The sequence below is a fragment of the Caballeronia sp. LZ065 genome (assembly GCF_031450975.1).
In the GTDB taxonomy this organism is placed as follows: Bacteria; Pseudomonadota; Gammaproteobacteria; order Burkholderiales; family Burkholderiaceae; genus Caballeronia.
In genome coordinates this window covers 879,400-904,845 of record NZ_JARUXV010000001.1, presented here as the reverse complement: position 1 = coordinate 904,845, position 25,446 = coordinate 879,400, and the positions used below count along the sequence as shown (strand labels likewise).

The 25,446-nt window shown below is 65.9% G+C and carries 22 protein-coding genes; 17 read left to right on the top strand and 5 right to left on the bottom strand.

From position 1 onward, the window contains the following. Positions 1-167: 167 nt before the first annotated feature. The 10 genes from QCE63_RS04195 to QCE63_RS04150 all read left to right on the top strand — a co-directional run bounded on the left by QCE63_RS04195 (position 168) and on the right by QCE63_RS04150 (position 11,328). Positions 168-743 carry a pseudouridine synthase gene (locus QCE63_RS04195; RefSeq protein WP_309830830.1) on the top strand — a complete coding sequence of 192 codons (576 nt, stop codon included), beginning with the start codon at positions 168-170 and terminating at the stop codon, positions 741-743. Positions 744-1,138: 395 nt separating this feature from the next. After that, positions 1,139-1,342, top strand: coding sequence for a hypothetical protein (locus QCE63_RS04190; protein WP_309830828.1), 204 nt, complete (start codon positions 1,139-1,141; stop codon positions 1,340-1,342). Between the two features lie 271 nt (positions 1,343-1,613). Beyond that, positions 1,614-2,087 carry a DUF192 domain-containing protein gene (locus QCE63_RS04185; RefSeq protein WP_309833675.1) on the top strand — a complete coding sequence of 158 codons (474 nt, stop codon included), beginning with the start codon at positions 1,614-1,616 and terminating at the stop codon, positions 2,085-2,087. Positions 2,088-2,297: 210 nt separating this feature from the next. Beyond that, positions 2,298-4,403 carry an elongation factor G gene (fusA, locus tag QCE63_RS04180; protein ID WP_309830826.1) on the top strand — a complete coding sequence of 702 codons (2,106 nt, stop codon included), beginning with the start codon at positions 2,298-2,300 and terminating at the stop codon, positions 4,401-4,403. Between the two features lie 128 nt (positions 4,404-4,531). Further along, a complete protein-coding gene (locus QCE63_RS04175) occupies positions 4,532-5,014 on the top strand; it encodes a cupin domain-containing protein (protein ID WP_309807436.1) in 483 nt (160 codons plus the stop codon). A 138-nt stretch (positions 5,015-5,152) separates the two neighbouring features. Next, positions 5,153-6,817, top strand: a complete 1,665-nt coding sequence (locus QCE63_RS04170) for an ABC transporter substrate-binding protein (RefSeq protein WP_309830823.1) — start codon at positions 5,153-5,155, stop codon at positions 6,815-6,817. Positions 6,818-6,839: 22 nt separating this feature from the next. Continuing rightward, a complete protein-coding gene (locus QCE63_RS04165; protein ID WP_309830821.1) occupies positions 6,840-7,871 on the top strand; it encodes an ABC transporter permease in 1,032 nt (343 codons plus the stop codon). Beyond that, on the top strand, positions 7,868-8,734 hold the full coding sequence (locus QCE63_RS04160) for an ABC transporter permease (protein WP_309830818.1): 867 nt from the start codon (positions 7,868-7,870) through the stop codon (positions 8,732-8,734). The genes QCE63_RS04165 and QCE63_RS04160 overlap by 4 nt, the downstream gene beginning before the upstream one ends. After that, a complete protein-coding gene (locus QCE63_RS04155; RefSeq protein ID WP_309830816.1) occupies positions 8,731-10,797 on the top strand; it encodes an ABC transporter ATP-binding protein in 2,067 nt (688 codons plus the stop codon). The genes QCE63_RS04160 and QCE63_RS04155 overlap by 4 nt, the downstream gene beginning before the upstream one ends. A 99-nt stretch (positions 10,798-10,896) precedes the next feature. Continuing rightward, entirely contained in the window at positions 10,897-11,328 is a 432-nt protein-coding gene (locus tag QCE63_RS04150) for a hypothetical protein (RefSeq protein WP_309830813.1), read from the top strand. A 12-nt stretch (positions 11,329-11,340) separates the two neighbouring features. Here QCE63_RS04150 and QCE63_RS04145 read toward each other — a convergent pair whose 3' ends face one another. Next, a complete protein-coding gene (locus QCE63_RS04145) occupies positions 11,341-12,186 on the bottom strand; it encodes an aldo/keto reductase (protein WP_309830811.1) in 846 nt (281 codons plus the stop codon). 566 nt (positions 12,187-12,752) lie between these two features. Here QCE63_RS04145 and QCE63_RS04140 point away from each other — a divergent pair. Next, a complete protein-coding gene (locus QCE63_RS04140; protein WP_309830809.1) occupies positions 12,753-13,754 on the top strand; it encodes a LysR family transcriptional regulator in 1,002 nt (333 codons plus the stop codon). Positions 13,755-13,837: 83 nt separating this feature from the next. Here QCE63_RS04140 and QCE63_RS04135 read toward each other — a convergent pair whose 3' ends face one another. Continuing rightward, positions 13,838-14,335, bottom strand: a complete 498-nt coding sequence (locus QCE63_RS04135; RefSeq protein WP_309830807.1) for a plasmid fertility inhibition factor family protein — start codon at positions 14,333-14,335, stop codon at positions 13,838-13,840. A gap of 264 nt (positions 14,336-14,599) precedes the next feature. Between QCE63_RS04135 and QCE63_RS04130 the strand changes: the two genes are divergently transcribed. Genes QCE63_RS04130 through pdeM form a run of 4 tightly spaced genes read left to right on the top strand, consistent with a single transcriptional unit; the run spans position 14,600 to position 20,597 of the window. Beyond that, entirely contained in the window at positions 14,600-15,640 is a 1,041-nt protein-coding gene (locus QCE63_RS04130) for a ligase-associated DNA damage response exonuclease (protein WP_309830806.1), read from the top strand. Next, positions 15,637-17,304, top strand: a complete 1,668-nt coding sequence (locus QCE63_RS04125) for an ATP-dependent DNA ligase (protein ID WP_309830805.1) — start codon at positions 15,637-15,639, stop codon at positions 17,302-17,304. The genes QCE63_RS04130 and QCE63_RS04125 overlap by 4 nt, the downstream gene beginning before the upstream one ends. Next, entirely contained in the window at positions 17,301-19,907 is a 2,607-nt protein-coding gene (locus QCE63_RS04120) for a ligase-associated DNA damage response DEXH box helicase (RefSeq protein ID WP_309830803.1), read from the top strand. Before QCE63_RS04125 ends, QCE63_RS04120 begins: the two co-directional genes overlap by 4 nt. Further along, complete coding sequence (gene pdeM / locus QCE63_RS04115; protein ID WP_309830801.1) at positions 19,908-20,597, top strand: ligase-associated DNA damage response endonuclease PdeM; 690 nt, start codon at positions 19,908-19,910, stop codon at positions 20,595-20,597. It abuts the gene before it with no gap. Here the strand turns inward: pdeM and QCE63_RS04110 are convergent. Continuing rightward, positions 20,560-21,003, bottom strand: coding sequence for a hypothetical protein (locus tag QCE63_RS04110; RefSeq protein WP_309830798.1), 444 nt, complete (start codon positions 21,001-21,003; stop codon positions 20,560-20,562). The two genes, pdeM and QCE63_RS04110, sit on opposite strands and share 38 nt — an antisense overlap. Before the next feature lie 310 nt (positions 21,004-21,313). Here QCE63_RS04110 and QCE63_RS04105 point away from each other — a divergent pair, with 310 nt between their 5' ends. Both QCE63_RS04105 and QCE63_RS04100 read left to right on the top strand, forming a co-directional pair. After that, positions 21,314-22,486: an MFS transporter gene (locus QCE63_RS04105; RefSeq protein ID WP_309830796.1), complete on the top strand. Its 1,173-nt coding sequence runs from the start codon at positions 21,314-21,316 to the stop codon at positions 22,484-22,486. An 18-nt stretch (positions 22,487-22,504) separates the two neighbouring features. Further along, positions 22,505-23,671, top strand: a complete 1,167-nt coding sequence (locus QCE63_RS04100; protein WP_309830794.1) for an MFS transporter — start codon at positions 22,505-22,507, stop codon at positions 23,669-23,671. 47 nt (positions 23,672-23,718) lie between these two features. On the opposite strand, the gene QCE63_RS04095 is transcribed toward QCE63_RS04100, so the two are convergent. Together QCE63_RS04095 and QCE63_RS04090 are read right to left on the bottom strand one after the other, a co-directional pair. After that, positions 23,719-24,000, bottom strand: coding sequence for a hypothetical protein (locus QCE63_RS04095; protein ID WP_309830792.1), 282 nt, complete (start codon positions 23,998-24,000; stop codon positions 23,719-23,721). A gap of 95 nt (positions 24,001-24,095) precedes the next feature. Beyond that, positions 24,096-25,433: an MFS transporter gene (locus QCE63_RS04090; protein WP_309830790.1), complete on the bottom strand. Its 1,338-nt coding sequence runs from the start codon at positions 25,431-25,433 to the stop codon at positions 24,096-24,098. Between the last annotated feature and the right edge of the window lie 13 nt (positions 25,434-25,446).

The window sequence follows — 25,446 nt, the reverse complement described above, 5'->3', positions numbered from 1 at the left end:
GCGCGCGCGGGTGCATGCCGTCATGGCGAGAACGTCATTCTAACCACGCCGGACGGCCTGCGGGCGGCGCGGGGATCGCGAGCAGCGTGTGCCGCGCGGCGTCACGCATGCTTTAAGATGCCGGATTCTCCAGGCCGAACCCCTCACTGTCGCCGCGCGCGCTTCGCATGCCATTGATCGCCCTGAACAAACCCTTCGGCACCATCTGCCAGTTCTCCGCGCATGAAACGCGCGCGTCGCTCGCGGATTGGGTCAGCACGCCGGACGTCTATCCGGCGGGACGGCTCGACGCCGACAGCGAGGGCCTGCTGCTGCTCACGGACGACGGCGCCCTGCAGGCGCGCATCGCGGAGCCGCGCCACAAGCTCGTCAAGCGCTACTGGGCGCAGGTGGAAGGCGCGCCCGACGACGCCGCGCTCGCACATCTCGCGCGCGGTGTCGATCTCGGCGACTATGTGACGCGTCCATGCCGCGCCGCCTTCGTCGCGAATGAATGCTCGCAGGCGCTCTGGCCACGCACGCCGCCGGTTCGCTATCGCGCGGCGATTCCGACGACCTGGATTGAACTCGCCATCACCGAAGGCAAGAATCGCCAGGTGAGACGCATGACGGCGGCGGTCGGCTTTCCGACGCTGCGGCTGGTGCGCGTGGCCATCGGCGCGCTCGACATCTTCGCGCTCGGACTCGCGCCGGGTCAGTCCGTCGATGTGGCGCCGGCCGCACCCTGGCAACGCCTTCGATGAATCCCATTCACCGTTCTCAAAAATGCTCCGCCGAGTGGGCTTCGATGCGCGCATGAATACGCGTGTCATGAAGATCGGCTAATGCAGTTCGCGGCGTTTTGCGCCGGCCGGATTTTTTTCGGTTCTGCTGCGCATTTTCCGAAAATCCGCGTCAACCGAGTCTTCACACGATGCGTTAAGGGCCCCAGATGCCGCGAAAAGCTATCCGGCATGAGCGCATAACCGATTACAGCACGCTGTGTGCTCCAGGGTGTTTGAAAGGTTCAACGTTCACAGGCGTGTCGCCTCTAAATCAATCGATACGGCTGTCAACCGAAAGGTAGGTGGCTCGTTTACCGACATGACTCCATGACCGGGTCGTCTTGGTTAATCAACTCAAGCTGAGGATTTACAGAATGAACAAACTGATCGCTGCTCTCGTCGCTGGCCTGTTCGCAACCGCTGCATTCGCACAAGAAGCGTCGGCACCGGCTGCAGCTGCTCCGGCAGCTGCTTCGTCGGCTCACAAGTCGTCGGCTCACAAGAAGTCGCACAAGTCGACGAAGAAGTCGCACAAGAAGGCAGCATCGGCTCCGGAAGCCGCTTCGGCAGCTCAGTAAGTTTGGTGCAGAACGCGGTATAGCAGTCAAGAACGAGTCTTACCGCCGTGCTTACGGCGTTGCAGGGCAGACGGCCGCAAGGCGTCTGCCCTTTTGTTTTGTGCTGCCGCATCGAGTAACATGCGCGGGGCTTGTCCAAGCGCTCGAGCAACAGAATGGGCAACAAAGTCGCACTTGAGTGACGCAACTGAATGAACAAGGGAGCTTTGCCGTGAATCTCGTCTTGCGTGCCGTCGCGCGTGTCCGGAATCAACGACTCAACCTCATCAAGCTGGCGCGCGCCTGCGTGATCGCACTCGCCCTGCCGTGCGCGGCGCTGCCGCTCGTGCAGACCGCACAGGCGCAGACCATGCCGCCCGGCGCCAAGCAACCCTCCGACTTCCCGCGCGCCAGACTGACCGCCGGCATGTTCGTGATCGATGCGGCGGTCGCCGCCAGCGACGCCGATCGCGAGCAAGGGCTCATGTATCGCACCCAGCTCGCACCGAATGAAGGCATGCTGTTCGTGTTCAACGAAAACGCCGTGCATTGCTTCTGGATGAAGAACACGTTGATCCCGCTGTCGATCGCCTTCATCCGCGCGGACGGCACGATCACCGATATCGACGAGATGCAGGCCGAAACCGAGAACAATCACTGCCCGCGCAACAACGGCGTCTATGCGCTGGAAATGAGCAAGGGCTGGTTCGCCGCGAAGGGCATCAAGCCCGGCATGCAGCTCAAGGGACTGCCGCGCGCGCAATGACGTGTGCAGTGAAACGGAGCGTCTGAAGAGACGACCTCCGATGATCGAAACCGGCGCATCCCGCCGGTTTTTTTTCGACTCCTCAACCTGCCGCGCGCCTTCCGTGATTCCAGCAAAAAGCCTGCCGACGCGCTATTCTTGAACGATTCGCATGGGCCGGAACGGGCTTTGCACTGCCGGTTCCGGTCGTTTCATCCACAGGAGGTTCACGTGCCCCGCAAGACTCCCATCGAGCGCTATCGGAACATCGGAATCAGCGCTCACATCGATGCCGGCAAGACCACGACTACCGAGCGCATCCTTTTCTACACCGGCGTGACGCACAAGATCGGCGAGGTTCACGACGGCGCGGCCACGATGGACTGGATGGAACAAGAGCAGGAACGCGGCATCACGATCACCTCTGCCGCCACCACGGCCTTCTGGAAAGGCATGGCGGGCAACTATCCGGAACATCGCATCAACATCATCGACACGCCGGGACACGTGGACTTCACCATCGAAGTCGAGCGCTCGATGCGCGTGCTCGACGGCGCCTGCATGGTGTACGACTCGGTCGGCGGCGTGCAGCCGCAGTCCGAAACCGTGTGGCGCCAGGCGAACAAGTACAAGGTGCCGCGCATTGCGTTCGTCAACAAGATGGACCGCGTCGGCGCGGACTTCTTCCGCGTGCAGCGGCAGATCGGCGAGCGCCTGAAGGGCGTGGCCGTGCCCATCCAGATTCCGATCGGCGCGGAAGAGCATTTCCTGGGCGTGGTCGACCTCGTGAAGATGAAGGCGATCGTCTGGGACGACGACAGCCAGGGCATCAACTTCAGCTACGAGGAGATTCCCGACAACCTCAAGGAACTCGCGCATGAGTGGCGCGAGAAGATGGTCGAGGCCGCGGCCGAGTCCAGCGAGGAGTTGCTCGAGAAATATCTGGAAGATCACGAGAGCCTGACCGAGGACGAGATCAAGGCGGCGCTGAGAAAGCGCACGGTCGCCAATGAAATCGTGCCGATGCTGTGCGGCAGCGCGTTCAAGAACAAGGGCGTGCAGGCGATGCTCGACGCCGTGATCGACTACCTGCCTTCGCCGGTCGACGTCCCCGCCATTCTCGGGCACACGGAAGACGACCAGGAAGCCGAGCGTCATCCGAGCGACGACGAACCCTTCTCCGCGCTCGCCTTCAAGATCATGACGGACCCGTTCGTGGGTCAGCTGATCTTTTTCCGCGTGTATTCGGGCGTGGTGAATTCGGGCGACACGGTCTACAACCCGGTCAAGGAAAAGAAGGAGCGTCTCGGCCGGATCCTGCAGATGCACGCCAACGAGCGCAAGGAAATCAAGGAAGTGCGCGCGGGCGACATCGCCGCGGCGGTCGGCCTGAAGGAAGCGACGACCGGCGACACGCTGTGCGATCCGAACAAGGTCATCATCCTCGAACGAATGATCTTCCCGGAGCCGGTGATCTCGCAGGCCGTCGAGCCGAAGACCAAGGCCGATCAGGAAAAGATGGGCATCGCGCTCAACCGGCTCGCGCAGGAAGATCCGTCGTTCCGCGTGACCAGCGACGAGGAATCCGGCCAGACCATCATCTCCGGCATGGGCGAGCTGCACCTCGAAATTCTCGTCGACCGGATGAGGCGCGAGTTCGGCGTCGAGGCAACGGTCGGCAAGCCACAGGTCGCGTATCGCGAGACAGTGCGCAACAAGGTCGAGGACGTCGAGGGCAAGTTCGTCAAGCAGTCGGGCGGACGCGGCCAGTACGGCCACGTGGTGATCGCGCTGGAGCCGGACGCGGGCAAGGGCTACGAGTTCGTCGACCAGATCAAGGGCGGCGTGATTCCGCGCGAATACATCCCGGCGGTGGACAAAGGCATCCAGGAAACGCTCAAGGCCGGCGTGCTCGCGGGCTATCCGGTCGTCGACGTGAAGGTGCGGCTGACCTTCGGTTCCTACCATGACGTGGACTCGAACGAAAACGCGTTCCGCATGGCCGGCTCGATGGCCTTCAAGGAAGCCATGCGCCGCGCGCGGCCCGTGCTGCTCGAACCGATGATGGCCGTCGAAGTCGAGACGCCCGAGGACTTCATGGGCAACGTGATGGGCGACCTGTCCGGCCGGCGCGGCATCGTGCAGGGCATGGAAGACATCGCGGGCGGCGGCGGCAAGCTGGTGCGCGCCGAAGTGCCGCTCGCCGAGATGTTCGGCTATTCCACGTCGCTGCGCTCGCTGACGCAAGGCCGCGCCACCTACACGATGGAGTTCAAGCACTACGCGGAGACGCCGTCGAATGTCTCCGAGGCGATCATCAACTCGAAGTCGAAGTAGAAACGCTAGCAGGGCGCGCGCAGAAATGCGTGTAGCATGCCTGTAGCCTCGAGGTCCGTTGCCGGCGCAGGGTTGGCCGCAACGGACTTTCTCTATCCGCAGACGATACGATACGGCACGAGCACGACATGAGCGACGCACATCAGCATATCGATTGGCGCGAGCACGGCGTCAAGGTCATCCGGGGCGATCAGCTCGACACCAACACCGCGCAGACGCCCGGCATGAACCGCGCCGCCGCGATCAACGCCGCACGGGTCGGCGCCCAGAAGATCTGGGCCGGCACCGTCACCATCCATCCCAATGCGAAGACCGGCGCGCATCATCACGGCGCGCTCGAGAGCGTCATCTATGTCGTGCGCGGTCAGGCGCGCATGCGCTGGGGCGAACATCTCGAATTCACCGCTGAAGCGGGTCCCGGCGACTTCATCTTCGTGCCGCCCTACGTGCCGCATCAGGAGATCAACGCCCGGACCGACGAGCCGCTCGAATGCGTGCTCGTGCGCAGCGACAACGAAGCGGTCGTCGTGAATCTGAATATCGATGCCGTGGAGCAGCCCGAGGAAGTCTATTGGGTCGATCCGATTCACAAGCATCCGCACGACCATTGAAGGCGGTACGCTGAGGACGGCGGCGCGGCGCGTATCTTGCTACCCAAGCCAGACGCGGCGGCGCTTTCGACGCGGCTCAACTGATCGCCCGCCCGGCGCAAGACGGAGCGGGCGCGACAACTACAACATCCGCACACGATGAAGACATCTTCCACCGACGCGCCTCTCCTCGACCTCGCCCGCCCGAATGCGGGCGAACTCGGCAATCATGCGATCGACGAATTCATGGCCGGCCGCCTCACGCGCCGGGAACTGCTGCGCCATGCGAGCGTGCTCGGCTTCGCGCTCACGGCGGGCGGCCTCTTCGGCATGCCGTCGGCGCGCGCGCAGGGCGCGGGCAAGCCGGGCGGCACGATCCGCGTCGCGCATCTGACGCCGGCGGGCGCGGTGGATCCGCTCACCGTCACCGACGCAGCGGGTCTCGCGCTGATCAACCAGACCGGCGAATTCCTGATCGACGACGACAGTGAACACCTGACGCTGCGCCCGGCGCTTGCGCTTTCGTGGAAGTCCAACGACAAGGGCGACGTCTGGACCTTCAAGCTGCGCCCGAACGTGAAGTTCCACGACGGCCAGCCGATGACCGCCAAAGACGTGGTCGCGACCTTCAACCGGCTGTCGGATCCAGGCGCTGGCTCGGCGGCGTTGTCGGTGCTGAAGGGCGTGCTGTCGAAGGATTCGGCGAAGGCCGTCGACGATCACACGGTCGAATTTCACCTCGACGCCCCCAACGGCAATTTCCCGTATTACGTGTCCTCGAATACGTATAACGCGGTGATCCTGCCGGCGAACTTCACCGGTCCGTACGAAAAGACCTTCATGGGCACCGGCGCGCTGAAGCTGGAGAAGTACACGCCGAAGGTCGGCGCCTCGTTTGTGCGCAATGCCGACTACTGGGGCGAGAAGTCGCTGCCGGATCGCGTGAGCTTCTCCTTTTATGCGGACCAGCAGGCGCAACTTCTCGCCATGCAGGGCCGCCAGGCCGACGTGATGGGCGACTTCACGGTGCAGGGCGGCGTCTCGATGCTGACCAATCCGCAGTTCAAGGTGCTCGGCACGAAGTCCAGTTCGCATCGGCAGATCCACATGCGCTGCGACATGGGCGCGTTCAAGGACAAGCGTGTGCGCCAGGCGCTGGCGCTCGCGATCAATCGCGAAGTGATCGTCAAGGGCTTGTTCCGCGGGCGCGCGCAGGTCGGTAACGACAGCCCGTTCGCGCCGGTGTTTCCGTCGAGCGACCTGAGCGTGCCGCAGCGCAAGCTCGATATCGCGAAGGCCAAGCAGCTGCTGGGCGAAGCGGGCGTGGCGAACGGCTTCGACATTACGCTGACCACCGAGAAGTACATGGAGATTCCCGATCTCGCCGTCGTCGTGCAGAACGCGGCGAAGGCGATTGGCATCCGCATCACGCTCAAGGTGGAAAGCCAGGATCTGTACTACGGCTCCGGGACCTTCGGCAAGTCGGACTGGCTCGATTCGCCGCTCGGCATCACGGACTATGGCCATCGCGGCGTGCCGAACGTGTTCCTGAACGCGCCGCTGACGAGCGGCGGCACCTGGAACGCGGCGCACTTCAAGAACGCGGAGTACGACAAGCTGGTCACGCAGTTCGTGGCCGCGCTGGACGTCGCGTCACAGAAGAAGCTGTCCGGGCAGATCCAGCGCCTGCTGCTCGACGAAACGCCGGTCGTGATTCCCTATTTCTACGACCAGTTGATCGTCACGCGCGCGACCGTCTCGGGCGTGCGCTTCAACGCGATTTCGCAAATGTGGTTCGACCGCGCGACGGTGGCGGCCGGTTGAGCGCGGCAAGGAGGTTCACGCGATGAGCACCCTCACGCCCACCACGCGCGTGGTCACGCCGGGCAACGGTGCCGCGAAACTGCGCCGCATCGTGCGCTTCGTCGGCGTGCGCCTGCTGCTCGCGCTCATCACGCTTTGGCTCCTGTCGATGATCGTCTTCGCGGGCGGGCAACTGCTGCCGGGCGATGTCGGCCGCGCGATCCTCGGCCCGCTCGCGGATGCCCGCGCGGTCGCGGCGCTCAATCATCAACTGGGCGTCGACCGGCCGCTGCTCACGCAATACAGCGGCTGGATCAGCCACTTCCTGCGCGGCAACATGGGCGAGTCCTATGCGTTCCGCGCGCCGGTCGCGCCGTTCATCGCGGGCGCGCTGTGGAACTCGGCGAAGCTCGGCGCGCTTGCCTTCGTCGTCGTGGTGCCGCTCGGCATCGCGGGCGGCGTGTACGCTGCGCTCCACGCGGGCCGCTGGATCGACCGGCTCATCAGCATCGGCGGGCTGACGGCGACGGTCGTGCCGGAGTTCGTCTCGTCGATCGTGCTGATCCTGATCTTCGGCGTGTGGCTGCAATGGCTGCCGATCGAAGCCACCGCGCCCGCCGGGGCAGGCTTCTTCACCCAGCTCAAACATCTGGTGTTGCCGGTGCTGCCGCTCGTGTTCGTGTTCTTCGGCTATATCGCGCGGATGGCCCGCGCCGGCACGGTCGAGGCGCTCGACGCCGACTACACGCGCACCGCCATCCTGAAAGGCCTGCCGCAGCGCGTCGTGATCCTGCGGCACGTGCTGCGCAACGCATTGCTGCCGACCATCACCGTCGCCGCCACACAGCTCGGCTACATGATCGGCGGGCTCGTGGTGGTGGAGACGCTGTTTCACTACCAGGGCATCGGCTCGCTCATTTACACCGCCGCGCAAGGCAAGGACTTTCCGATGCTCGAAGCCGGCGTGCTGACGATCGGCGTGATCTACACCGGGGCGAACCTGATCGCGGACGCCTTGTATGTGGTGCTGAATCCGCGCCTGCGCACCTCCGAATCCAGCGGAGACGCACCATGAGCACGACTGCCGCCCCGGCCTCCCCACCCGTCAAACCGCGCCGCTACGAGGCGCTCGGCGCGCTCGTGCGTTCGGGCAGCTTCGACCTCGGCGTGTTGATCCTCCTGTTCTGGGTACTGTGCGCGCTGTTCGGCCACTGGCTCGTGCCGCAGGATCCGTTCGCCTCCGACCCGCTCAATTCGCTCGCGCCGCCTTCCGCCGAACACTGGTTCGGCACCGATCAACTCGGCCGCGACGTGTTCGCGCGGGTGATCGTCGGCTCGCGCGACATCCTGACCATCGCCCCGCTCGCCACGCTGCTCGGCACCGCGGCGGGCACGACCATCGGTCTCGCGGTCGGCTACTTCGGCGGCTGGGTCGACGCCGTGATCGGCCGCGCGATCGACGCGCTGCTGGCGCTGCCGCTCGTGATCGTCGCGCTGCTGGCGCTGGCGGCGGTGGGCGCGAGCAATACCACGGTGATCCTCGTCATCGGCCTGACCTTCGCGCCGATCACCGCGCGCACCGTGCGCGCCGCCGTGCTCGGCGAGCGCCATCTGGACTACGTGCTCGCCGCGCAGCTGCGCGGCGAGAACGCGCTGTACATCATGTTCGCGGAGATCCTGCCGAATGTGCTGCCGCCGATCATCGTCGAGGCGACCGTGCGGCTCGGCTACGCCATCTTCGCGGTCGCGACGCTCTCCTTCCTCGGCTTCGGCATCCAGCCGCCGTCCGCCGACTGGGGCCTCGCGCTCTCCGAGTGCTACACGCTGATGGCCGGCGGCGCGTGGTGGACCGTCGTGTTCGATGCCGCCGCGATCGCCACGCTGGTCGTCGCGGTGAATCTGGTCGCCGACGCCGTGCAGGGAGTGCTCGACCGATGAACGGCCCCCCGCCCTCCGCCTTTCCCACCTTCGGCGCCGCGAAAGGCGATCAGGCCGACGCGCTGACCGTCGTCGGGCTGACGGTCGCCTACCGGTCGCGCGGACGCGAACGCGACGTGCTCCAGGACGTCACGCTGCGCGTGAAGCGCGGCGAGGCGTATGGGCTCGTCGGCGAATCGGGCTGCGGCAAGTCGACCGCCGCGCTCGCGGTGCTGCGCTATCTGCCGCGCAACGGCCGCGTGAAGGCGGGCAAGATCACGATTGCCGGCAGCGACGTCGCCGGGCTCAGCCCCGTCGCACTCCGCGGCATGCGCGCCAACGCCGTCTCGATGGTCTATCAGGATCCGGGGCGCGCGCTGAATCCGTCGCTGACGATTGCGCGGCAAGTCTCCGAAGCGTTCGAGGTCACCGGCGCATCCGCCGACGAAGCCCTCGCCCGCACCGTCGACATGCTCCGGCGCGTGCGCATCGCGTCGCCGGAACGCGTGATGGACAGCTATCCGCATCAGCTCTCGGGCGGCATGCAGCAGCGCGTCGTCATCGCGATGGCGCTGGCCTGCAATCCGGAACTGCTGATCCTCGACGAACCCACCACGGGTCTCGACGCCACCGTCGAGGCCGAAGTGCTCGATCTCATCGCGCAGCTGCGCGCCGAGCTGGGCACGGCCGTGCTCTTCATCAGCCACAACCTCGCGGTGATCGGGCGCATGTGCGAGCGTGTCGGCGTGCTCTATGCGGGCAAGCTCGTGGAAGAAGGCGCGACCGCCGACGTGTTCGCGAAGCCACGTCATCCGTACACGGTGGGTTTGCTGCGCTGCCTGCCGCGCGCGGGACGCAGCAAGGAAACGGGCCGGCTCGACACCATTCCCGGCTCCCTGCCCTCGCCGGGCGCGATTGCGCAAGGCTGCATCTTCGCGCCGCGCTGCAAGCTCGCCGACGAGCGCTGTCTCAAGGACGCGCCGCCGCCGTATCGCGTCGCGGCCGCACACGGCGACCAGATGGCGCGCTGCCATTATCACGAGCGTGCGCAAGACCTGCCGCGCGCCACCGATGAAGTGCCGGTGCCCGTCGCGAACGGCACGGGAAAGCTTGCATTGTCGGCGCGCAATCTGTCGAAGACCTTTCGGGTCGGCGACGAGGACGTGCGCGCCGTCCACGATGTCTCTCTCGACCTTGTGCAGGGCGAGACGCTCGGACTGGTGGGCGAATCGGGCAGCGGCAAGACGACGCTTGCCAAGCTGTTGCTCGGCCTCGTGTCGCCGGACAAGGGCGCCACGCTCGAACTCAACGGCGCCAGCCTGCCCGAGCGCGTAACCCAGCGCAGCGACGAGCAGGTGAAGTCGTTGCAGATCGTGTTCCAGAATCCGGACTCGGCGCTCAACCGCGCGCATTCGGTGCGGCAGTTGATCGCGCGTTCGCTCTCCAAGCTTGCCGCGCTGCATGGCCCGGCGAAGGAAGCGCGTCTGCACAAGCTGACCGAGGCCGTGCGGCTGCCGGCGCGCTATCTCGGCGCGCGTACGCGGCAGCTGTCGGGCGGACTGAAGCAGCGCGTGGCGATCGCGCGCGCGTTCGCGGGCGACCCGCGCGTGGTCGTGTGCGACGAACCGACCTCCGCGCTCGACGTGTCCGTGCAGGCCGCCATCCTCAACCTGCTCGCGGATCTGCAGCGCGAACGCAGCGTGAGTTACGTGTTCATCTCGCACGATCTGCATGTCGTGCGCTATCTGTCGGACCGCATCGCGGTGCTGTATCTCGGCCGCATCATGGAGATCGGCCGCGCCGCCGATGTCTTCGGCGGCCCGCAGCATCCGTACACCGAAGCGTTGCTGTCGTCGGCGCCGTCGCTCGACGGCACGCATGCGCAGCGCATTCGCTTATCCGGCGACCTGCCGAGCGCGGCGCATCCGCCTTCGGGCTGTGTGTTCCATACGCGCTGCCCGCGCAAGATCGGAACGATATGCGAAACCGAAACACCGCCCTGCCGCAACGCCGGCAACGATCACGCGATTCATTGCCACATTCCCGTGGAAGAGTTGCGCACACTGCAGCGCCGGGATAACTGATTGCGCGACGAGCCGCCCGGCGAAAGCATTGACCGGAACCAAAGCGGTCCGCGACATCTCTCATCGGTTCGACGTTCCACAACAATGAGGATTCAACCGATGAAACCCGCCCGTTCCATGGCCCGCGCTTCGCTCGTCGCCGGCGCTGCATTCGCCGTCACCCTTGCCGCTCAGGCGCAGACCACCGCGCCCGCCCCGACGCCCGGCGCCTCCGACCCCACCTTCTCCGCCTGGACGCTCGCGCAGCAGTGCGCCAACAGGTCGGATAACGCCGCACTGGCACAATGCCTGGGCGCGGTGCGCGGCATCGTGCGCGGCTATCAGTACGGCGTGCTGTTCCTGTCGCAGCGCATGTCGCTGCCGGAGACGGAGACGAAACGCGTGTCGCTGTGCCTGACGGACACGCAGGTGTCGTCGATCATCGATGATTTCGTCGCCGACGCGAAGCAGGTCAACGAAGACGACCTGAAGCGCACGCCCGCCGAAGTGGCGGTGCTGGGCTCCGTGCATGCGCATCACGCCTGCAGTTGAGCAGGCGTCCCTTCACAGCATTTCCAGCGGGCGCTTCGACTTCGGCGGCTTGAACTGCTGGTCGATCTCGGCGAGTTCGTCCGCCGACAGGTTGAGGTCGAGCGCCGCGCGGTTTTCGCGGACATGCGCGACGTCCGCCGCCTTCGGAATGGCGAACACCGCCGGCTGCTTCAGCACCCACGCCAGCGCCACCTGAAACGCCGACACCCCGCGCGCCGCCGCGATCTTTTCCAGCGCGCCGCCGCGCGGCAGGCGCGCGTGATCCACGGGGCTGTAGGCCATGGCGGGCATACGGCGTTCGCGCAGCCACGGCAGCAGGTCGAATTCCGCGCCGCGCCGCGCGACGTTATAGAGAATCTGGTTGGTCGCGCATGCGTTGCCGCCTTCGAGCGAGAAAAGTTCTTCCATATCGTCGGTATCGAAGTTGCTCACGCCCCAGTGGCGGATTTTGCCGTCGCGCTGTAATTTTTCGAAGCCGGCCACGACGCCTTCCAGATCCTCGCCGCCTCGCCAATGCAGCAGATACAGATCGATGCGGTCGGTCTTCAGGCGTTTGAGGCTGCGCTCACAGGCGGCCTGAACGCCGCGCTCGCTGCCGTTGTGCGGATACACCTTGCTGACGATGAACAACGCGTCGCGCCGGTCGCCGAGCGCCTCAGCGATCAATTGCTCGCTCGCGCCGTCGCCGTACATTTCGGCGGTATCGATGAGCGTCATGCCCAGATCGACGCCCTCCCGCAAGGCGGCGATTTCCCTGGCCCGCGCATTCGGGCGCTCGCCCATTTCCCATGTGCCCTGTCCGAGTGTCGGAAGGGTTTCGCCGGTCGGCAGCGTGACGGTTGATACGGCAAGGGTCATTCGAGCCTCCTGTTGAGCCAACCGGTCACGAAGCACGGAACACGCCCGCGGCGGATCGAAAATGACGTCCAGCGAGTCAGCCATTGTGCTTGGCGCACGTCCGGGCGACTGATGACACGTGAAAGGGACTCTGTTTCGAAGAACAGAAACCAAGTGGTCATTCAAAGCATTGACCACGCACCGTCCAAGTGCTCGCGTGTGACGCCCCGGGTTAATACCGGCTTACGCCTCAATTAATGCGAACATCGTTAAATGATTGCAACATACATTTTCGAATTTCATGAAATACAAATTCGCTGCCGACGAACATTAATCCGCTTATCCCTTGCTCCGGTTTCATTTTTCGCACCAAAAAACACGTTTCGGCGAATGCCCATAAAAGAATATTCGAAAATGACGAAAATATCAGAAACCGGTAGCAAAACTTTAAAGAAATGTATATTGCAATTCGCGCCGGCCATCAATATTATTTCCACAAGAAACGGGGGTGTTCAAATACTGGACGCACGCCTGGAATATGACGCAGGCGGTGCGTGCCTGTATGACTCCAACATGAGAGGGCAACAATGAACCAGATCCATGCAATGCGGGTTTTCGTGCGGGTGGCGGATACTGAAAGCTTTCGCCGGGCTGCTCAACAACTCGATGTATCGAATGCACTGGTCACGCGGGCAATCGCGATGCTGGAAGCGCATTTGAGAACCCGGTTGATTAATCGAACCACACGAAATCTTTCGCTGACTGAAGCCGGCACCCGTTATCTCGAAGGCTGCCGCGCGTTACTCGAAGAACTGGATCATCTCGAATCCGCCATTACCCACACCGAGGGCGAACCGAGCGGCACGCTGCGTGTCGTGGCATCGAGCGCGCTGTCGCTGCTGACACTGACGCCGCTCATCGACGGCTTCCGCAGGCTGCATCCGAAGGTCAATGTGCGTCTGACGCTCGCCGAGCGTCACGTCGATCTCGTTGAAGACGGCTATGACGTCGGCATCGTCACGGCTTACATGGTGTCGAGCACGGCGCTGGTCGAACGGCCTGTCGGCACCAACACCTTCGTTCCGGTCGCCACGCCCGAGTTCATCGCGCAGCACGGCGTGCCGGTCGCGCCGGCCGATCTCCTCGGACTGCCCGCTGTCGCGTTGCCGAACGAGATGCGCAATCTGACCTGGCATTTCCGACATCACCTCGGCGCCGCCGACCAGATCACGCTCACCCCGGTCTATACGGTGAACAACGGCTTGATGGTGCGACTGGGCACGCTGAAGGGCATCGGTTTCGCCATTCTGCCGGAGGGCATCGTGAATGCGGACCTGAAGGAAGGCACGCTGGTCCGCCTGCTGCCCGACTACGCCATCGACGACCCGGACATCAAGATGTCGATCGTCTATCCAGGACGCCAGTACTTGCCGGCCAAGACGCGCTTCTTCGTCGACTACGCGCTGGACTACCTCAGCCAGCGTTTCGCGACGTCCACGAGCATTCCGGATGAGAGTTTCCGTGCACCGCATCTGGCGGTCAAACCGGTGCCGGCGTCGGTCAACGCGGTGCCTGCCGCCGCGAACTAAAGCGGCGTCCCGGTTCCGGAGGCGGGACGGCGCGATCGAAGCCCGTCCCGCGCTGCCGGTGCGGCGCGCAGGCCGCGCCGTACTCAGGTCTCGCCGTATTCGGCGCTGGCCACATCCGGCGCCGCGCACATCTCGTTCAGCAGCGCCGCTTCGCGCTCGTGCACTTCGACGGGCATGCACAACGCGCCCGCATACGCCATGTAGCGCGCGCGATGCTGGCCGTTGCGAAAGGCCACGACGCCTTCCCGATGCACGCCGAGCAACCCGAGCAAGCCGGGCGAACGCCGCACGCAGATCGTCACGTACGGCATTTCCGGCACGCGCGGATTGTCCGGGTCGAGAAACTCGCGGATGCCGCGCACCTTGCCGGCATGCCAGTCGGCGACGGCCTTGAGCACGTAGTCAGTGTCGTCGCGATCGGCGCACGCGAGCAGCTTCCTCACGTCGACGAGCACGACCCGGTGACGCGAGTCGCGACCCGTGAAAACCCGCTTCAGGCGCACGAAGTCATACTGCGGATGGCTCTGGAGCCTGACGATCCAGACCGCTTCTGCGGCGGTCGGCGTAACCATCGTGTCCATGTCGGTATCTGATGAAGACTGCGGCGCGCGCGCCCCGTGCGCGCGTGTTTCGCATCCATGCTTCGCTTGAACGTTCCGCTTGACCAGCCTCGCAGTTCTCTCTCGGCGAACCTCGGGGCCAGTTAAACTTTTACACCCTAGACGCGATTCATGAAAGCGCCGTGACGGGCACGTGGCGTGCTTTTGTTGCCAGAATTGAACAGACTGGCGAAAGTGGCGGCGCGGCCGTCACGCGACCGTCATACACGCCTCGTGGACGCTCAAGTGGATAACGCTTCCGATCTCATCGTCGCGCGGCCCGAAGGTCTCTTCTGTGCTCCGGGCAACTTTTATATCGACCCTTGGCGGCCGGTCGAACGGGCTGTCATCACGCATGCTCACGCCGATCACGCGCGCTTCGGGCACGCCCGCTATCTCGCCGCCGAACCGGGTGTCGGCGTGCTGGTGTCGCGGCTGCCGGGCATCGACGTGCAAGGGCTTCCGTACGGCGAAGCCATCGACGTGAACGGCGTGCGCGTGTCGCTGCATCCCGCGGGACACGTGCTCGGCTCGGCGCAGGTGCGCGTCGAGTACAAGGGGCGCGTCTGGGTCGCGTCCGGCGATTACAAGGTCGAGCCCGATCCCACCTGCGCGCCCTTCGAACCGGTCCGTTGCGACACCTTCATCACCGAGTCCACCTTCGGCCTGCCGATCTATCGCTGGGATCACCCGCGCATATTGTTCGACGGCATCGATTCCTGGTGGCGCCACAATGCGGCGCAGGGGCGTGCGTCGGTACTGTTCTGCTATTCATTCGGCAAGGCGCAGCGCGTGCTGGCGGGAGTCGATGCCGCCATCGGGCCGATCTTCTGTCACGGCGCAGTCGAGCCGCTCAATCGCGCCTACGCGCAGGCAGGCGTGGCACTGCCGCCGACGCGCCCGGTCAGCGACATCGCCGCGAAGGACAAGGCCGCCTTCAAGGGCGCGCTGATCGTCGCGCCGCCGTCCGCGCAAGGCAGCACCTGGATGCGCCGCTTCGGCGACTACAGCGACGCCTTCGCGTCCGGCTGGATGCGCCTGCGCGGCACGCGGCGGCGCAAGGGCGTGGACCGCGGCTTCGTGCTGTCCGATCACGCCGACTGGCCGGGCCTGCAACTCGCGATCGGCGCGAGCCGGGCTGAACGCGTGATCGTCACGCACGGGCAGATCGAGCCGATGGTCCGCTGGCTCACCGAGCAGGGCCTCGAAGCCGGCGCGTTCACGACTGAATACGGCGACGACGCCATCGAAGCCGACACGGCTCAACCCGAACCCGCCTCGTCATGAAGCGCTTCGCGACGCTCTACACCGCGCTCGACGCCACCACCTCGACCAACGAAAAGCTCGAGGCGCTGACTGCCTACTTTTCGGCAGCGGAGCCGGAAGATGCGGCATGGGCCGCCTATTTCCTCGCGGGCGGCAAGCCGCGCCAGTCGGTGCCGGCGCGCCTGCTGGCCGAATTTGCGCGCGAGCGCGCGGGTCTGCCGGACTGGCTGTTCGAGGAGTCGTATCAGGCCGTGGGCGATCTCGCGGAAACCATCGCGCACGTGCTGCCGCCGGCGACCGGTGAATCGACGCTGGGGCTCGCGCAATGGATCGAGGAACGCGTGCTGACATTGCGCGGCACGGATCCAACGGAGTTGCGCGCGCGCCTGCTCGCCTACTGGGACGAACTCGACTGGAGCGAACGCTTCCTGCTGACGAAGCTGATCGGCGGCGGTTTTCGCGTGGGCGTCGCGCGGCAGTTGGTCGTGCGCGCGCTGGCGGAAGTCGCGGGTGTCGATCACAAGCGCATCGCGCAGCGCATGGTCGGCTGGACCGATTCGCGCCAGGCGCCGGGCGCCGCGCGCTATCTGCGGCTGATCGCGCCGGCCGCCGAGGGCGACAACATCGATACGCCGCATGAAAGCGATCTGGGCCTGCCCTACCCGTTCTTTCTCGCACATCCGCTGCAGGCCGATCCGGAGACGCTCGGGCCACCCTCCGGCTGGCTCGCGGAATGGAAGTGGGACGGCATCCGCGCCCAGCTGGTGAAACGCGGAGGGCGTGTGTGGGTCTGGTCGCGCGGCGAGGATCTCGTCACGGACCGCTTCCCGGAACTCGCGTCGCTGGGCGCGGCGCTGCCCGACGGCACCGTGATCGACGGCGAAATCCTCGCGTGGGAACCCGGCGCCGCCGCGCCTTTGCCATTCGCGCGCTTGCAGCCGCGCATCGCGCGCAAGTCGCTGACGAAGAAAGTGCTCGCGGATTCACCGGCCGCGCTGCTTGCCTACGACCTGCTCGAAGCGGACGGCCGCGACCTGCGCACCGAAGCGCTGCACGCGCGGCGCGCGCGGCTCGACGCTCTTGCCCAGTCGATGTCCAGTACGCTCGCGGTCGATCTGCTGCGCGTATCGCCGCTGGTGAGCGCATCAGACTGGGGCACGCTCGCCGTGTTGCGCGACGAGAGCCGTGCACGCGGCGTCGAAGGGCTGATGCTGAAGGAGCGCGAGTCAATGTATGGTGTGGGGCGCACGAAATCGTCGGGCACGTGGTGGAAATGGAAGATCGATCCGTATTCGATCGATGCGGTGCTGCTCTACGCGCAACGCGGCCATGGACGGCGCGCGAGCCTCTACACGGACTTCACCTTCGCCGTCTGGGATGAGACCGACGGCGTGCGCACGCTCGTGCCGTTTGCGAAGGCCTACTCGGGCCTCACCGACGAAGAGATGCGTCGCGTCGATGCCATCGTGCGCAAGACGACCATCGAGAAATTCGGCCCGGTGCGTAGTGTCACGCCCACCCTGGTCTTCGAGATCGGCTTCGAGGGCATTCAGGCGAGCCCGCGCCACAAGTCGGGGATCGCGGTGCGCTTTCCGCGCATGCTGCGCTGGCGCACCGACAAGGCCATCGAGGACGCCGACACGCTGGAGATGCTCAAGGGTTTCCTCAACGAGGTCACGGCATGAGCGAGACCGATGCAAGCGGCAAGGACCGCCGCCGCGCACCCCGGCCGCGCCGGATTCCGCGCACGCGCGCCGCGCAGGCGAAGCTCGATGCCGCGGCCGAGCTGTTCGTGCCCGTCCCGTTTGCCGTCGACGAGAAAGAGGCCGCGCAGCCCTTCGATACCCGCCTCGCGCGCTGGTTCGAGACACGCGGCTGGCAGCCCTTCCCCTTTCAGCGCGAGGCGTGGCGCGAGATCGCACGGGGCGCAAGCGGGCTGCTCCACGCGACGACTGGCGCAGGCAAGACCTGGGCCGTGTGGCTCGGCGCGCTGGCCGCCTTCGCGGACAAGGCGCCGAAGCCGCAGCACAACCTGCTGCCCGCGCCGCTCACGGTGCTATGGATCACGCCGATGCGCGCCCTCGCCGCCGACAGCGCCCGCGCGCTGCAAGCGGCGGTCACGGCGCTGGCGGTGCCGTGGAGCGTCGGGCTGCGCACCGGCGATACAACGTCTACCGAACGCGCGCGCCAGAACCGGCGCATGCCGTCGGCGCTCGTGACCACGCCCGAAAGCCTCACGCTGATGCTGACGCGCGCCAACGCGCAGGAAGAGCTCAGGCATCTGCGCATGATCGTCGTCGATGAATGGCACGAACTGCTCGGCAACAAGCGCGGCACGCAGACGCAACTGGCGATTGCGCGCCTCGCGCACTGGCGTCCGGACCTGCAGATCTGGGGCCTCTCCGCGACCCTCGGCAACCTCGCGCTCGCGCACGATGCGCTGCTGCATCCCGTCAGGACGCCACGCGTCGTCGTGCAAGGCGCGCAACCGAAGACACTCGTCGTCGATACGCTGATTCCCGACACCATCGAACGCTTTCCGTGGGGCGGGCATCTCGGCGTGCGCCAGGTCGGGCCGGTCGCCGCCGAGATCGATCAGGCGCAAAGCTCGCTGGTCTTCACCAACACGCGTTCGCAGGCGGAAATCTGGTATCGCGCGCTGCTGGAGCTGCGGCCGGAATGGGCCGGCCTGCTCGCACTGCATCACGGCTCGCTCGACAAGGAAGTGCGCGACTGGGTCGAACTCGGCCTCAAGAACGGACAACTGAAGGCGGTGGTGTGCACGTCGAGTCTTGATCTGGGCGTGGACTTCCTGCCGGTGGACCGCGTGTTCCAGATCGGCTCGCCGAAGGGCGTCGCACGGCTGATGCAGCGCGCCGGGCGCTCGGGCCACGCGCCCGGACGCGTGTCGCGCGTGACCATCGTGCCGACTCACGCGCTCGAACTCGTCGAGGCCGCGGCGGCGCGCTGGGCGATCGGCGAGAAACGCATCGAGGGCCGCGACATGCCGCTCAAGCCGCTCGATGTGCTCGTCCAGCATCTCGTGACGGTGGCGATCGGCGGCGGCTTCACGGCGGCCGACATGTTCGACGAAGTGCGCCGCGCCTATGCGTATCGCGATCTCACGCAGGCCGAGTTCGACTGGGCGCTCGCGTTCGTCGAGCGCGGCGGCACGTCGCTGGGCGCGTATCCGGATTTTCATCGCGTCACACGGGGCGATGATGGCGTGTACCGCGTGCCGCGCGAAGACCTCGTGCGCCGCCATCGCAACAACGTCGGGACGATCGTTGCGAACGCAACCATCAATGTGGCGTACCTGACCGGCGGACGGATCGGTGCGATGGAGGAGTCGTTCATCTCGCGACTCAAACCCGGCGATGTCTTCACCTTCGGCGGACGCTCGCTCGAACTCGTGCGCGTGCGCGACATGACCGCTTACGTGAAGCGCGCAACCTCGTCGCGCGGTGCGATGCCGCAATGGGCCGGCAGCAAGATGCCGTTGTCGTCAGAACTTGCGGAGGCCGCGCTCGTGATGCTCGCCCGCGCCAGCGACGGTATCTATGACGAGCCCGAGATGCGCGCCGTCGAACCGTTGCTCGACTTGCAGGCGAAGTGGTCGGCTCTGCCGGGGCCGGGCGTGCTCGTGGTGGAATGCGTGCGTTCACGCGAAGGACATCACTTCTTCTGCTATCCGTTTGCGGGGCGCATGGCGCACATCGGGCTGGGATCGCTGATCGGCTGGCGCGTCGCGCGCGACCAGCCGAGCACCTTTTCCATCTCGATGAACGACTACGGCTTCGAGCTGCTGTCGGCGCAGCCGTTCGACTGGGAGACGCTCATCGCGGAACGGCTGTTTTCACCGGACAACCTGGAGCACGACATTCTCGCCAGCCTCAACGCATCCGAATTGTCGTCGCGGCGATTCCGCGAAATCGCGCGGGTGTCGGGGCTCATCTATCAGGGGCATCCGGGACAGCAGAAGAGCGCGCGTCAGTTGCAGGCGTCGAGCGGGCTGTTCTATGAAGTCTTCCGCAAGCACGACAGCGGCAATCTGCTGCTCGCACAAGCGGATCAGGAAGTCATGCTGCAGGAACTCGAACTCGGGCGCATTCGCGCGGCGCTGCAACGCATGAGCGACAGCCGCCTTGCGCTGACCCATCCGAAGAAGCCGACGCCATTCGCCTTCCCGCTGATCATCGCGCGGCTACGGGAAAAGGTCAGCACGGAGAAGCTGTCGGATCGCGTGGAGCGTATGCTCGCGGATCTGGAGAAGGCAGCGGACAAGTAAATGGCAATAGAAGCACTGACCATCGATGTGAACGGCCACGCGCTCGTGCTCTCGGCCGACCGCGCGGCCTTCGATCCCGTCCTCGGGAGTCTTTTCATCGCCGATGCGCATTTCGGCAAGGACGCCGTGTTTCGCGCGCGCGGCATCCCGGTGCCGGCCGGCACCACCGGCGAGAGCCTCGCGCGGCTCGATGCACTGGTCGCGGCGCATCGGCCGGAATCGGTCGTGTTTCTCGGCGACCTGCTGCATGCACGCGAATCGCACGCGCAGGAAACGCTCGAGGCGCTCGGCGGCTGGCGGGAGAGACATCGGGGCTTGCGGCTCGTGCTGGTCGAAGGCAATCACGACCGGCATGCGGGTGCGCTGCCCGCGGCATTCGGCGTCGAACTCGTGAAGGAACCTTACCGGCTCGGCCCATGGGCGCTGTGTCATCACCCGCAAACGGTGGACGGCGCGTACGCGCTCGCGGGCCATGAACATCCGGTGTACCGGCTCGCGACGCGCCTCGACCGCGCGCGCCTGCCGTGCTTCCGGTTCGGCGCGCGCGCGGGCGTGCTGCCGGCGTTCGGCGCGTTCACCGGCGGCTTCGAGGTGAACGACGACGTGCGCCGCGAAGCGGTCTATGTGATCGCTGGCGAGCGGGTGCTGCCGGTCAGTGATAGATCTTCGTCGATGACTGGAGCTTCGTGAGCTTGCCGCGCGTGAAGCCGTACCAGCCAAGATTGGACTGCATCACCACTTCCTCGCCCTGCCAGAACACCCGCCTGACCGTCATGCGCTGGCCGGTGCGCTGCACCAGCGGCGGCTTGCGACGCAGGTCGTACAGAATCGGGCCGGTGTCGGTCTGCACCAGCATGCGCGCGACGGTCTCGCCCGCACCCGGCGTGTCATCGAAATGGACAATGCGTTTCGCGTCGAAGCGGTCGAACACCTGCGTGTCGATGAGCGCGGCCATGCCGGACTCGTCGCGCAGGAAATGCAGCGTGCCCGCTGACGTGGAGATCGGCCCGGCCGCGTTGCTCTGCGCGAACGCCTGCGCGGCGAGCATGAGCGTGGCCGCTACGGCGGCGCGAATACGGAATTTTGTCGGTGACATGGTTGTTCAGTAGTTGCTGCATTTTTCCAACAGACGCCCGGCCATGCGATCCGCAACGAATGCGCGACGACGGCGCTGTTACCGGAAACATCTGACGCAAGCCGGCGCGACATTCGCAAGACTCATGCGCCGGCACGCGCGACAAAAGAATTTCCATGCGGCGCCGGGCCTCGTTCGGGACAAGCGACCTAGGGTTTATACCAGCATCGCAAAAAGGCTTTCGGTACAATTCGAGCCTTCAAACCGCCCCGACGCCGGCATCGCTCAGTCCGACGATGCGCGCGCGGCGTGACCCCGCTCCGTCTCCACCATGCCCCTGCCTCTTTTCGCTCTCGCCATTGCCGCGTTCGGCATCGGTACGACCGAGTTCGTCATCATGGGCCTGCTGCCCAATGTTGCACGCGATCTCGCCGTATCGATCCCCGCAGCCGGCATGCTCGTCTCCGGCTACGCGCTGGGCGTCACGATCGGCGCGCCGATCCTCGCCGTGGTCACCGCGAAAATGCCGCGCAAGAAAGCGCTGATGGGGCTGATCGGCGTGTTCATTGTCGGTAATATGCTGTGCGCGCTGGCCCCGAACTACTGGGTGCTGATGGGCGCGCGCATCGTCACCGCGTTCTGCCACGGCGCGTTTTTCGGCATCGGCTCGGTCGTCGCCGCCGATCTCGTCGCGCCGAACCGCCGCGCCCAGGCCATCGCGCTGATGTTCACCGGACTTACGCTCGCCAACGTGCTCGGCGTGCCGCTCGGCACCGCGCTCGGCCAGGCGGCCGGCTGGCGCTCGACCTTCTGGGTCGTCACGCTGATCGGCCTTGCGGCGGCCGGCGCGCTCGCCGTCTGCCTGCCGAAGCACATCGAGATGCGCGAAACCAGCATCCTGCGCGAATTCGACGTGCTCAAGAATCCGCAAGTGCTGATGGTGCTCGGCATCAGCGTGCTCGCCTCGGCCAGTCTGTTCTCGGTGTTCACGTATATCACGCCGATCCTCGAAGACGTAACCGGCTTTACGCCGCATGCGGTCACGTATGTGCTGCTGCTGTTCGGCCTCGGCCTCACGGTGGGCAGCACGCTGGGCGGCAAGCTGGCCGACTGGAAGCTGCTGCGCTCGCTGCTGTCGTTCCTGCTGGCCATCGTCGTGATCCTGACGATCTTCGCCGGCACGATGCGCGAGCCCGTCTCGGCAATGGTGACCATCTTCTTCTGGGGCGTGCTCGCGTTCGCGATCGTGCCGCCGCTGCAGATCCTCATCGTGAACCGCGCGAGCGACGCGCCCAATCTCGCCTCGACCCTGAACCAGGGCGCCTTCAACCTCGGCAACGCGACGGGCGCGTGGCTCGGCGGCTGCGTGATCGGCGCGGGCGCGCCGCTTACCGCGCTGCCCTGGGTCGGCATTCTGATGGCCGCGAGCGCGTTCGGCCTGACGCTCGTGTCCGCGACGCTCGACAAGCGCGCCCGCCGTCTGGCGATCGGCCAGGCGGCCTGATCTCCGGGACGGCCATGCATGAAGGTCATCCTCTCGCGTGATTTTCTCGCGCTGATCCTGAGCGTCGCGGTCGTCGGACTGGGACTGGGCGCAACGCTGCCGCTGACCGCCCTCGCACTGACGCAGTCGGGTCACGGCAGCGGCGTCGTCGGCCTGATGACGGCGATGCAGGCGGGCGGCGGGCTGCTGGTCGCGCCGTTTGCGGGCCGCGTGACGGCGCGTTACGGCGCGCGCGAGATCATCATCGTCACGGTGCTGCTCGCGGCGTGCGCCACCATCGCGATGCAGTTCACCTCGAACCTGTGGCTGTGGGCCGCGCTGCGCCTCGTGTTCGGCGCTGCACTGATGCTGCTGTTCACCATCGGCGAAGCATGGGTCACGCAACTCGCCGACGATGCCACGCGCGGCCGCGTCGTCGCCATCTACGCGACGAACTTCACCCTCTTTCAGATGACGGGCCCGGTGCTGATCAGTGTGATCGGCGGCTGGCCGACGCTGCGCTTCGCGATCTGCGGCGCGATCTTCCTGCTGGCGCTGCCGGCGCTGGCCTCGATCCGCGGCGAGCCGCACGCGCTCGCGCCGGAGCCGGACGAAGGCGCGCACGGCAACTGGCGCGACGTGCTGCCGCGCATGCCGGCGCTCGTGATCGGCACGGGCTTTTTCGCGCTCTTCGATACCCTCGCGCTCTCCCTGATGCCGCTGTTCGCGATGGCGCACGGCGTGAGCCAGGACCTTGGCGTGCTGTTCGCTTCCGCGATCCTGCTGGGCGACACGACCATGCAGTTTCCGATCGGCTGGCTCGCCGACCGCTTCGGGCGCGCAAAGGTCCACGCCGGAGCGGGGATCGTCGTGACGGCGCTCTTGCCCGTGCTGCCGTGGGCGGTGGCGACTCCGTGGCTTTGCTGGCCGCTGCTGTTCGTGACCGGCGCGGCGGCGGGCAGCGTCTATACGCTCTCACTGGTGGCCTGCGGCGAGCGCTTTCGTGGACCGTCGCTCGTGTCCGCGACGGCGATCGTCGGGGCATCGTGGAGCGTCGCGAGTTTCGGCGGGCCGATCGTCGCGGGAACGCTGATGCAGCGCGTCGGGGCGGATGCGTTGATCGGCGTCCTGACGGCGGCGGCCGGGGCGTTTCTGGTCGCGGCGTGGTGGGAAAGGCGGCGCGGGACGGCGCGTGTGTCAGGTTGAAACCCGCTACGCTGGATTAACGCGACGCGCCGACCGCCCGACGTTCACTACTTTCGCGTTCGATAGGGCCGTTTGAATTCGACGTGATCCGCATAGATCCGCGTACCTGCAACCGTCAAGCCAACTAATGCGACCATACCCAGGATCACAGCCACGGCCACACTATCCGAGAATTTCCAGCCCAGAAAGACGCCAAGTCCAGCGGCCAGCAATATCACCGTGCCACTTTCCTTCGGCAAGCCGTAGTACACCTCGGCCTGACAGCCTCGACAGACTTGGGCTCCGTGCGGCACGCCGCCAAGACAGTGCGGACAAGTAAGGTCGCTCATTCGGTCTCCGGTTCGAGTACTTTGCGATGCATGTTTCTATCGCGACTCGAACCACGGAGACCATACGATTTGTCCTAACTCGGCGCAGCGCAGCATCACACCGCCTGCACCGCCCCGCCTCGTTCCCGCCGCACGAACGCGAGCACCATCACCAGCCCTGCCGAGCACAACACCGGCAACGCCGCCGCATGGAACAGCGCGACGTTGCTCCAGCCGAGCGCGATCATCTGGCCGCCAACGAGCGGCCCGATCACCGAGCCCACGCGCCCGATCCCGAGACTCCAGCCGATGCCGGTCGAGCGCAGCGCCGTCGGATAGTAATGGCCGGCGAGCGCATTGACCGCCGGCTGTCCGCCGACGATGCAGAAGCCGCTCGCGAACACCGCCACGAACAGCCAGGTCTGCACATGCGCGACGCCGCCGATCATCCCGACGCACAGCGCGCCGAGTGCGAAGCACGCGAGCAGCACGCGCACGAAGCCGAGCCGTTCGATGAACCAGCCGAGCGAAAGCGTCCCGATCACGCCGCCGATCTGCAACAACGTGCCGACCAGCACGGCCATGCCGGGCGAATAGCCGGCGTCGCGCATCACGGTGGGCAGCCAGTTCGACAGGAAATACAGGTCGATCAGATTCATGAAGCTGATGGCCCACAGGATCAGCGTGACCGGTCCTCGACCCGCGCGGAACAGTTCGGCCACGGGCGCGCCGCCGCTGGCCTTTTCGCGCACGACGAGACGCGTCGAGGCGTCGATGCGCAGCGTCGGATCGAACTTCGCGAGCCAGTCCCGCGCACGCGCCTCGCGGCCCTTCAGCACGAGGAATTGGAGCGACTCCGGCAGCGCGGCGATCATCGCGAACGCGAGCAGCAGCGGCACCGCGCCGCCGACCCAGAACACCGCGCGCCAGCCGAACGCCGGAATCAGCGCGGCGCTGACGAAGCCGCCGAGCGCCGCGCCGAGCGTGAAGCCGCACGACACGAGCATCATCCGCTTGACGCGATGCTCGGGCGTCGAGAACTCGCCGACCAGCGCCATCGCGTTCGGCATGATGCAGCCGAGACCGAGCCCGGTGACGAAGCGCAGCACGGTCAGCACGGTCAGGTCGTTCGTGAACGCGGTGGCGATCATCGAGAGGCCGAAAAACAGCGTCGCGCCGATCAGCACCGGACGCCGCCCGATGCGGTCCGCCAGCACCGAGAGTCCGAGCGCGCCGAGCAGCATCCCGAACAGGCTCGCGCTGAACACCGGCCCGAGCGCCGTCTTCGATACATGCCAGTCCGCGATGACGGCGGGCGCGACATAGCCCATGGCTTGCGCGTCGAAGCCGTCGATGACGAGACACAGCCCGCACAGCGCGAGCAGCATCCACTGGAAACCGGGCCGGTGCGCGCTGCCCAGCGCGCGCTCGACGTCGATGGTCGTCTCACTCATGTCTTTGTCCTTG

Coding starts and splice junctions, on each gene's coding strand:
- QCE63_RS04145 (WP_309830811.1), bottom strand. CDS start 12,186: ATGACCCTTGCCGTATCAACCGTCACGCTGCCGACCGGCGAAACCCTT.
- QCE63_RS04090 (WP_309830790.1), bottom strand. CDS start 25,433: ATGAGTGAGACGACCATCGACGTCGAGCGCGCGCTGGGCAGCGCGCAC.
- QCE63_RS04155 (WP_309830816.1), top strand. CDS start 8,731: ATGAACGGCCCCCCGCCCTCCGCCTTTCCCACCTTCGGCGCCGCGAAA.
- QCE63_RS04195 (WP_309830830.1), top strand. CDS start 168: ATGCCATTGATCGCCCTGAACAAACCCTTCGGCACCATCTGCCAGTTC.
- QCE63_RS04160 (WP_309830818.1), top strand. CDS start 7,868: ATGAGCACGACTGCCGCCCCGGCCTCCCCACCCGTCAAACCGCGCCGC.
- QCE63_RS04110 (WP_309830798.1), bottom strand. CDS start 21,003: ATGTCACCGACAAAATTCCGTATTCGCGCCGCCGTAGCGGCCACGCTC.
- QCE63_RS04095 (WP_309830792.1), bottom strand. CDS start 24,000: ATGAGCGACCTTACTTGTCCGCACTGTCTTGGCGGCGTGCCGCACGGA.
- QCE63_RS04140 (WP_309830809.1), top strand. CDS start 12,753: ATGAACCAGATCCATGCAATGCGGGTTTTCGTGCGGGTGGCGGATACT.
- QCE63_RS04100 (WP_309830794.1), top strand. CDS start 22,505: ATGAAGGTCATCCTCTCGCGTGATTTTCTCGCGCTGATCCTGAGCGTC.
- QCE63_RS04170 (WP_309830823.1), top strand. CDS start 5,153: ATGAAGACATCTTCCACCGACGCGCCTCTCCTCGACCTCGCCCGCCCG.
- QCE63_RS04135 (WP_309830807.1), bottom strand. CDS start 14,335: ATGGACACGATGGTTACGCCGACCGCCGCAGAAGCGGTCTGGATCGTC.
- QCE63_RS04125 (WP_309830805.1), top strand. CDS start 15,637: ATGAAGCGCTTCGCGACGCTCTACACCGCGCTCGACGCCACCACCTCG.
- QCE63_RS04175 (WP_309807436.1), top strand. CDS start 4,532: ATGAGCGACGCACATCAGCATATCGATTGGCGCGAGCACGGCGTCAAG.
- pdeM (WP_309830801.1), top strand. CDS start 19,908: ATGGCAATAGAAGCACTGACCATCGATGTGAACGGCCACGCGCTCGTG.
- QCE63_RS04165 (WP_309830821.1), top strand. CDS start 6,840: ATGAGCACCCTCACGCCCACCACGCGCGTGGTCACGCCGGGCAACGGT.
- QCE63_RS04105 (WP_309830796.1), top strand. CDS start 21,314: ATGCCCCTGCCTCTTTTCGCTCTCGCCATTGCCGCGTTCGGCATCGGT.
- QCE63_RS04120 (WP_309830803.1), top strand. CDS start 17,301: ATGAGCGAGACCGATGCAAGCGGCAAGGACCGCCGCCGCGCACCCCGG.
- QCE63_RS04190 (WP_309830828.1), top strand. CDS start 1,139: ATGAACAAACTGATCGCTGCTCTCGTCGCTGGCCTGTTCGCAACCGCT.
- QCE63_RS04150 (WP_309830813.1), top strand. CDS start 10,897: ATGAAACCCGCCCGTTCCATGGCCCGCGCTTCGCTCGTCGCCGGCGCT.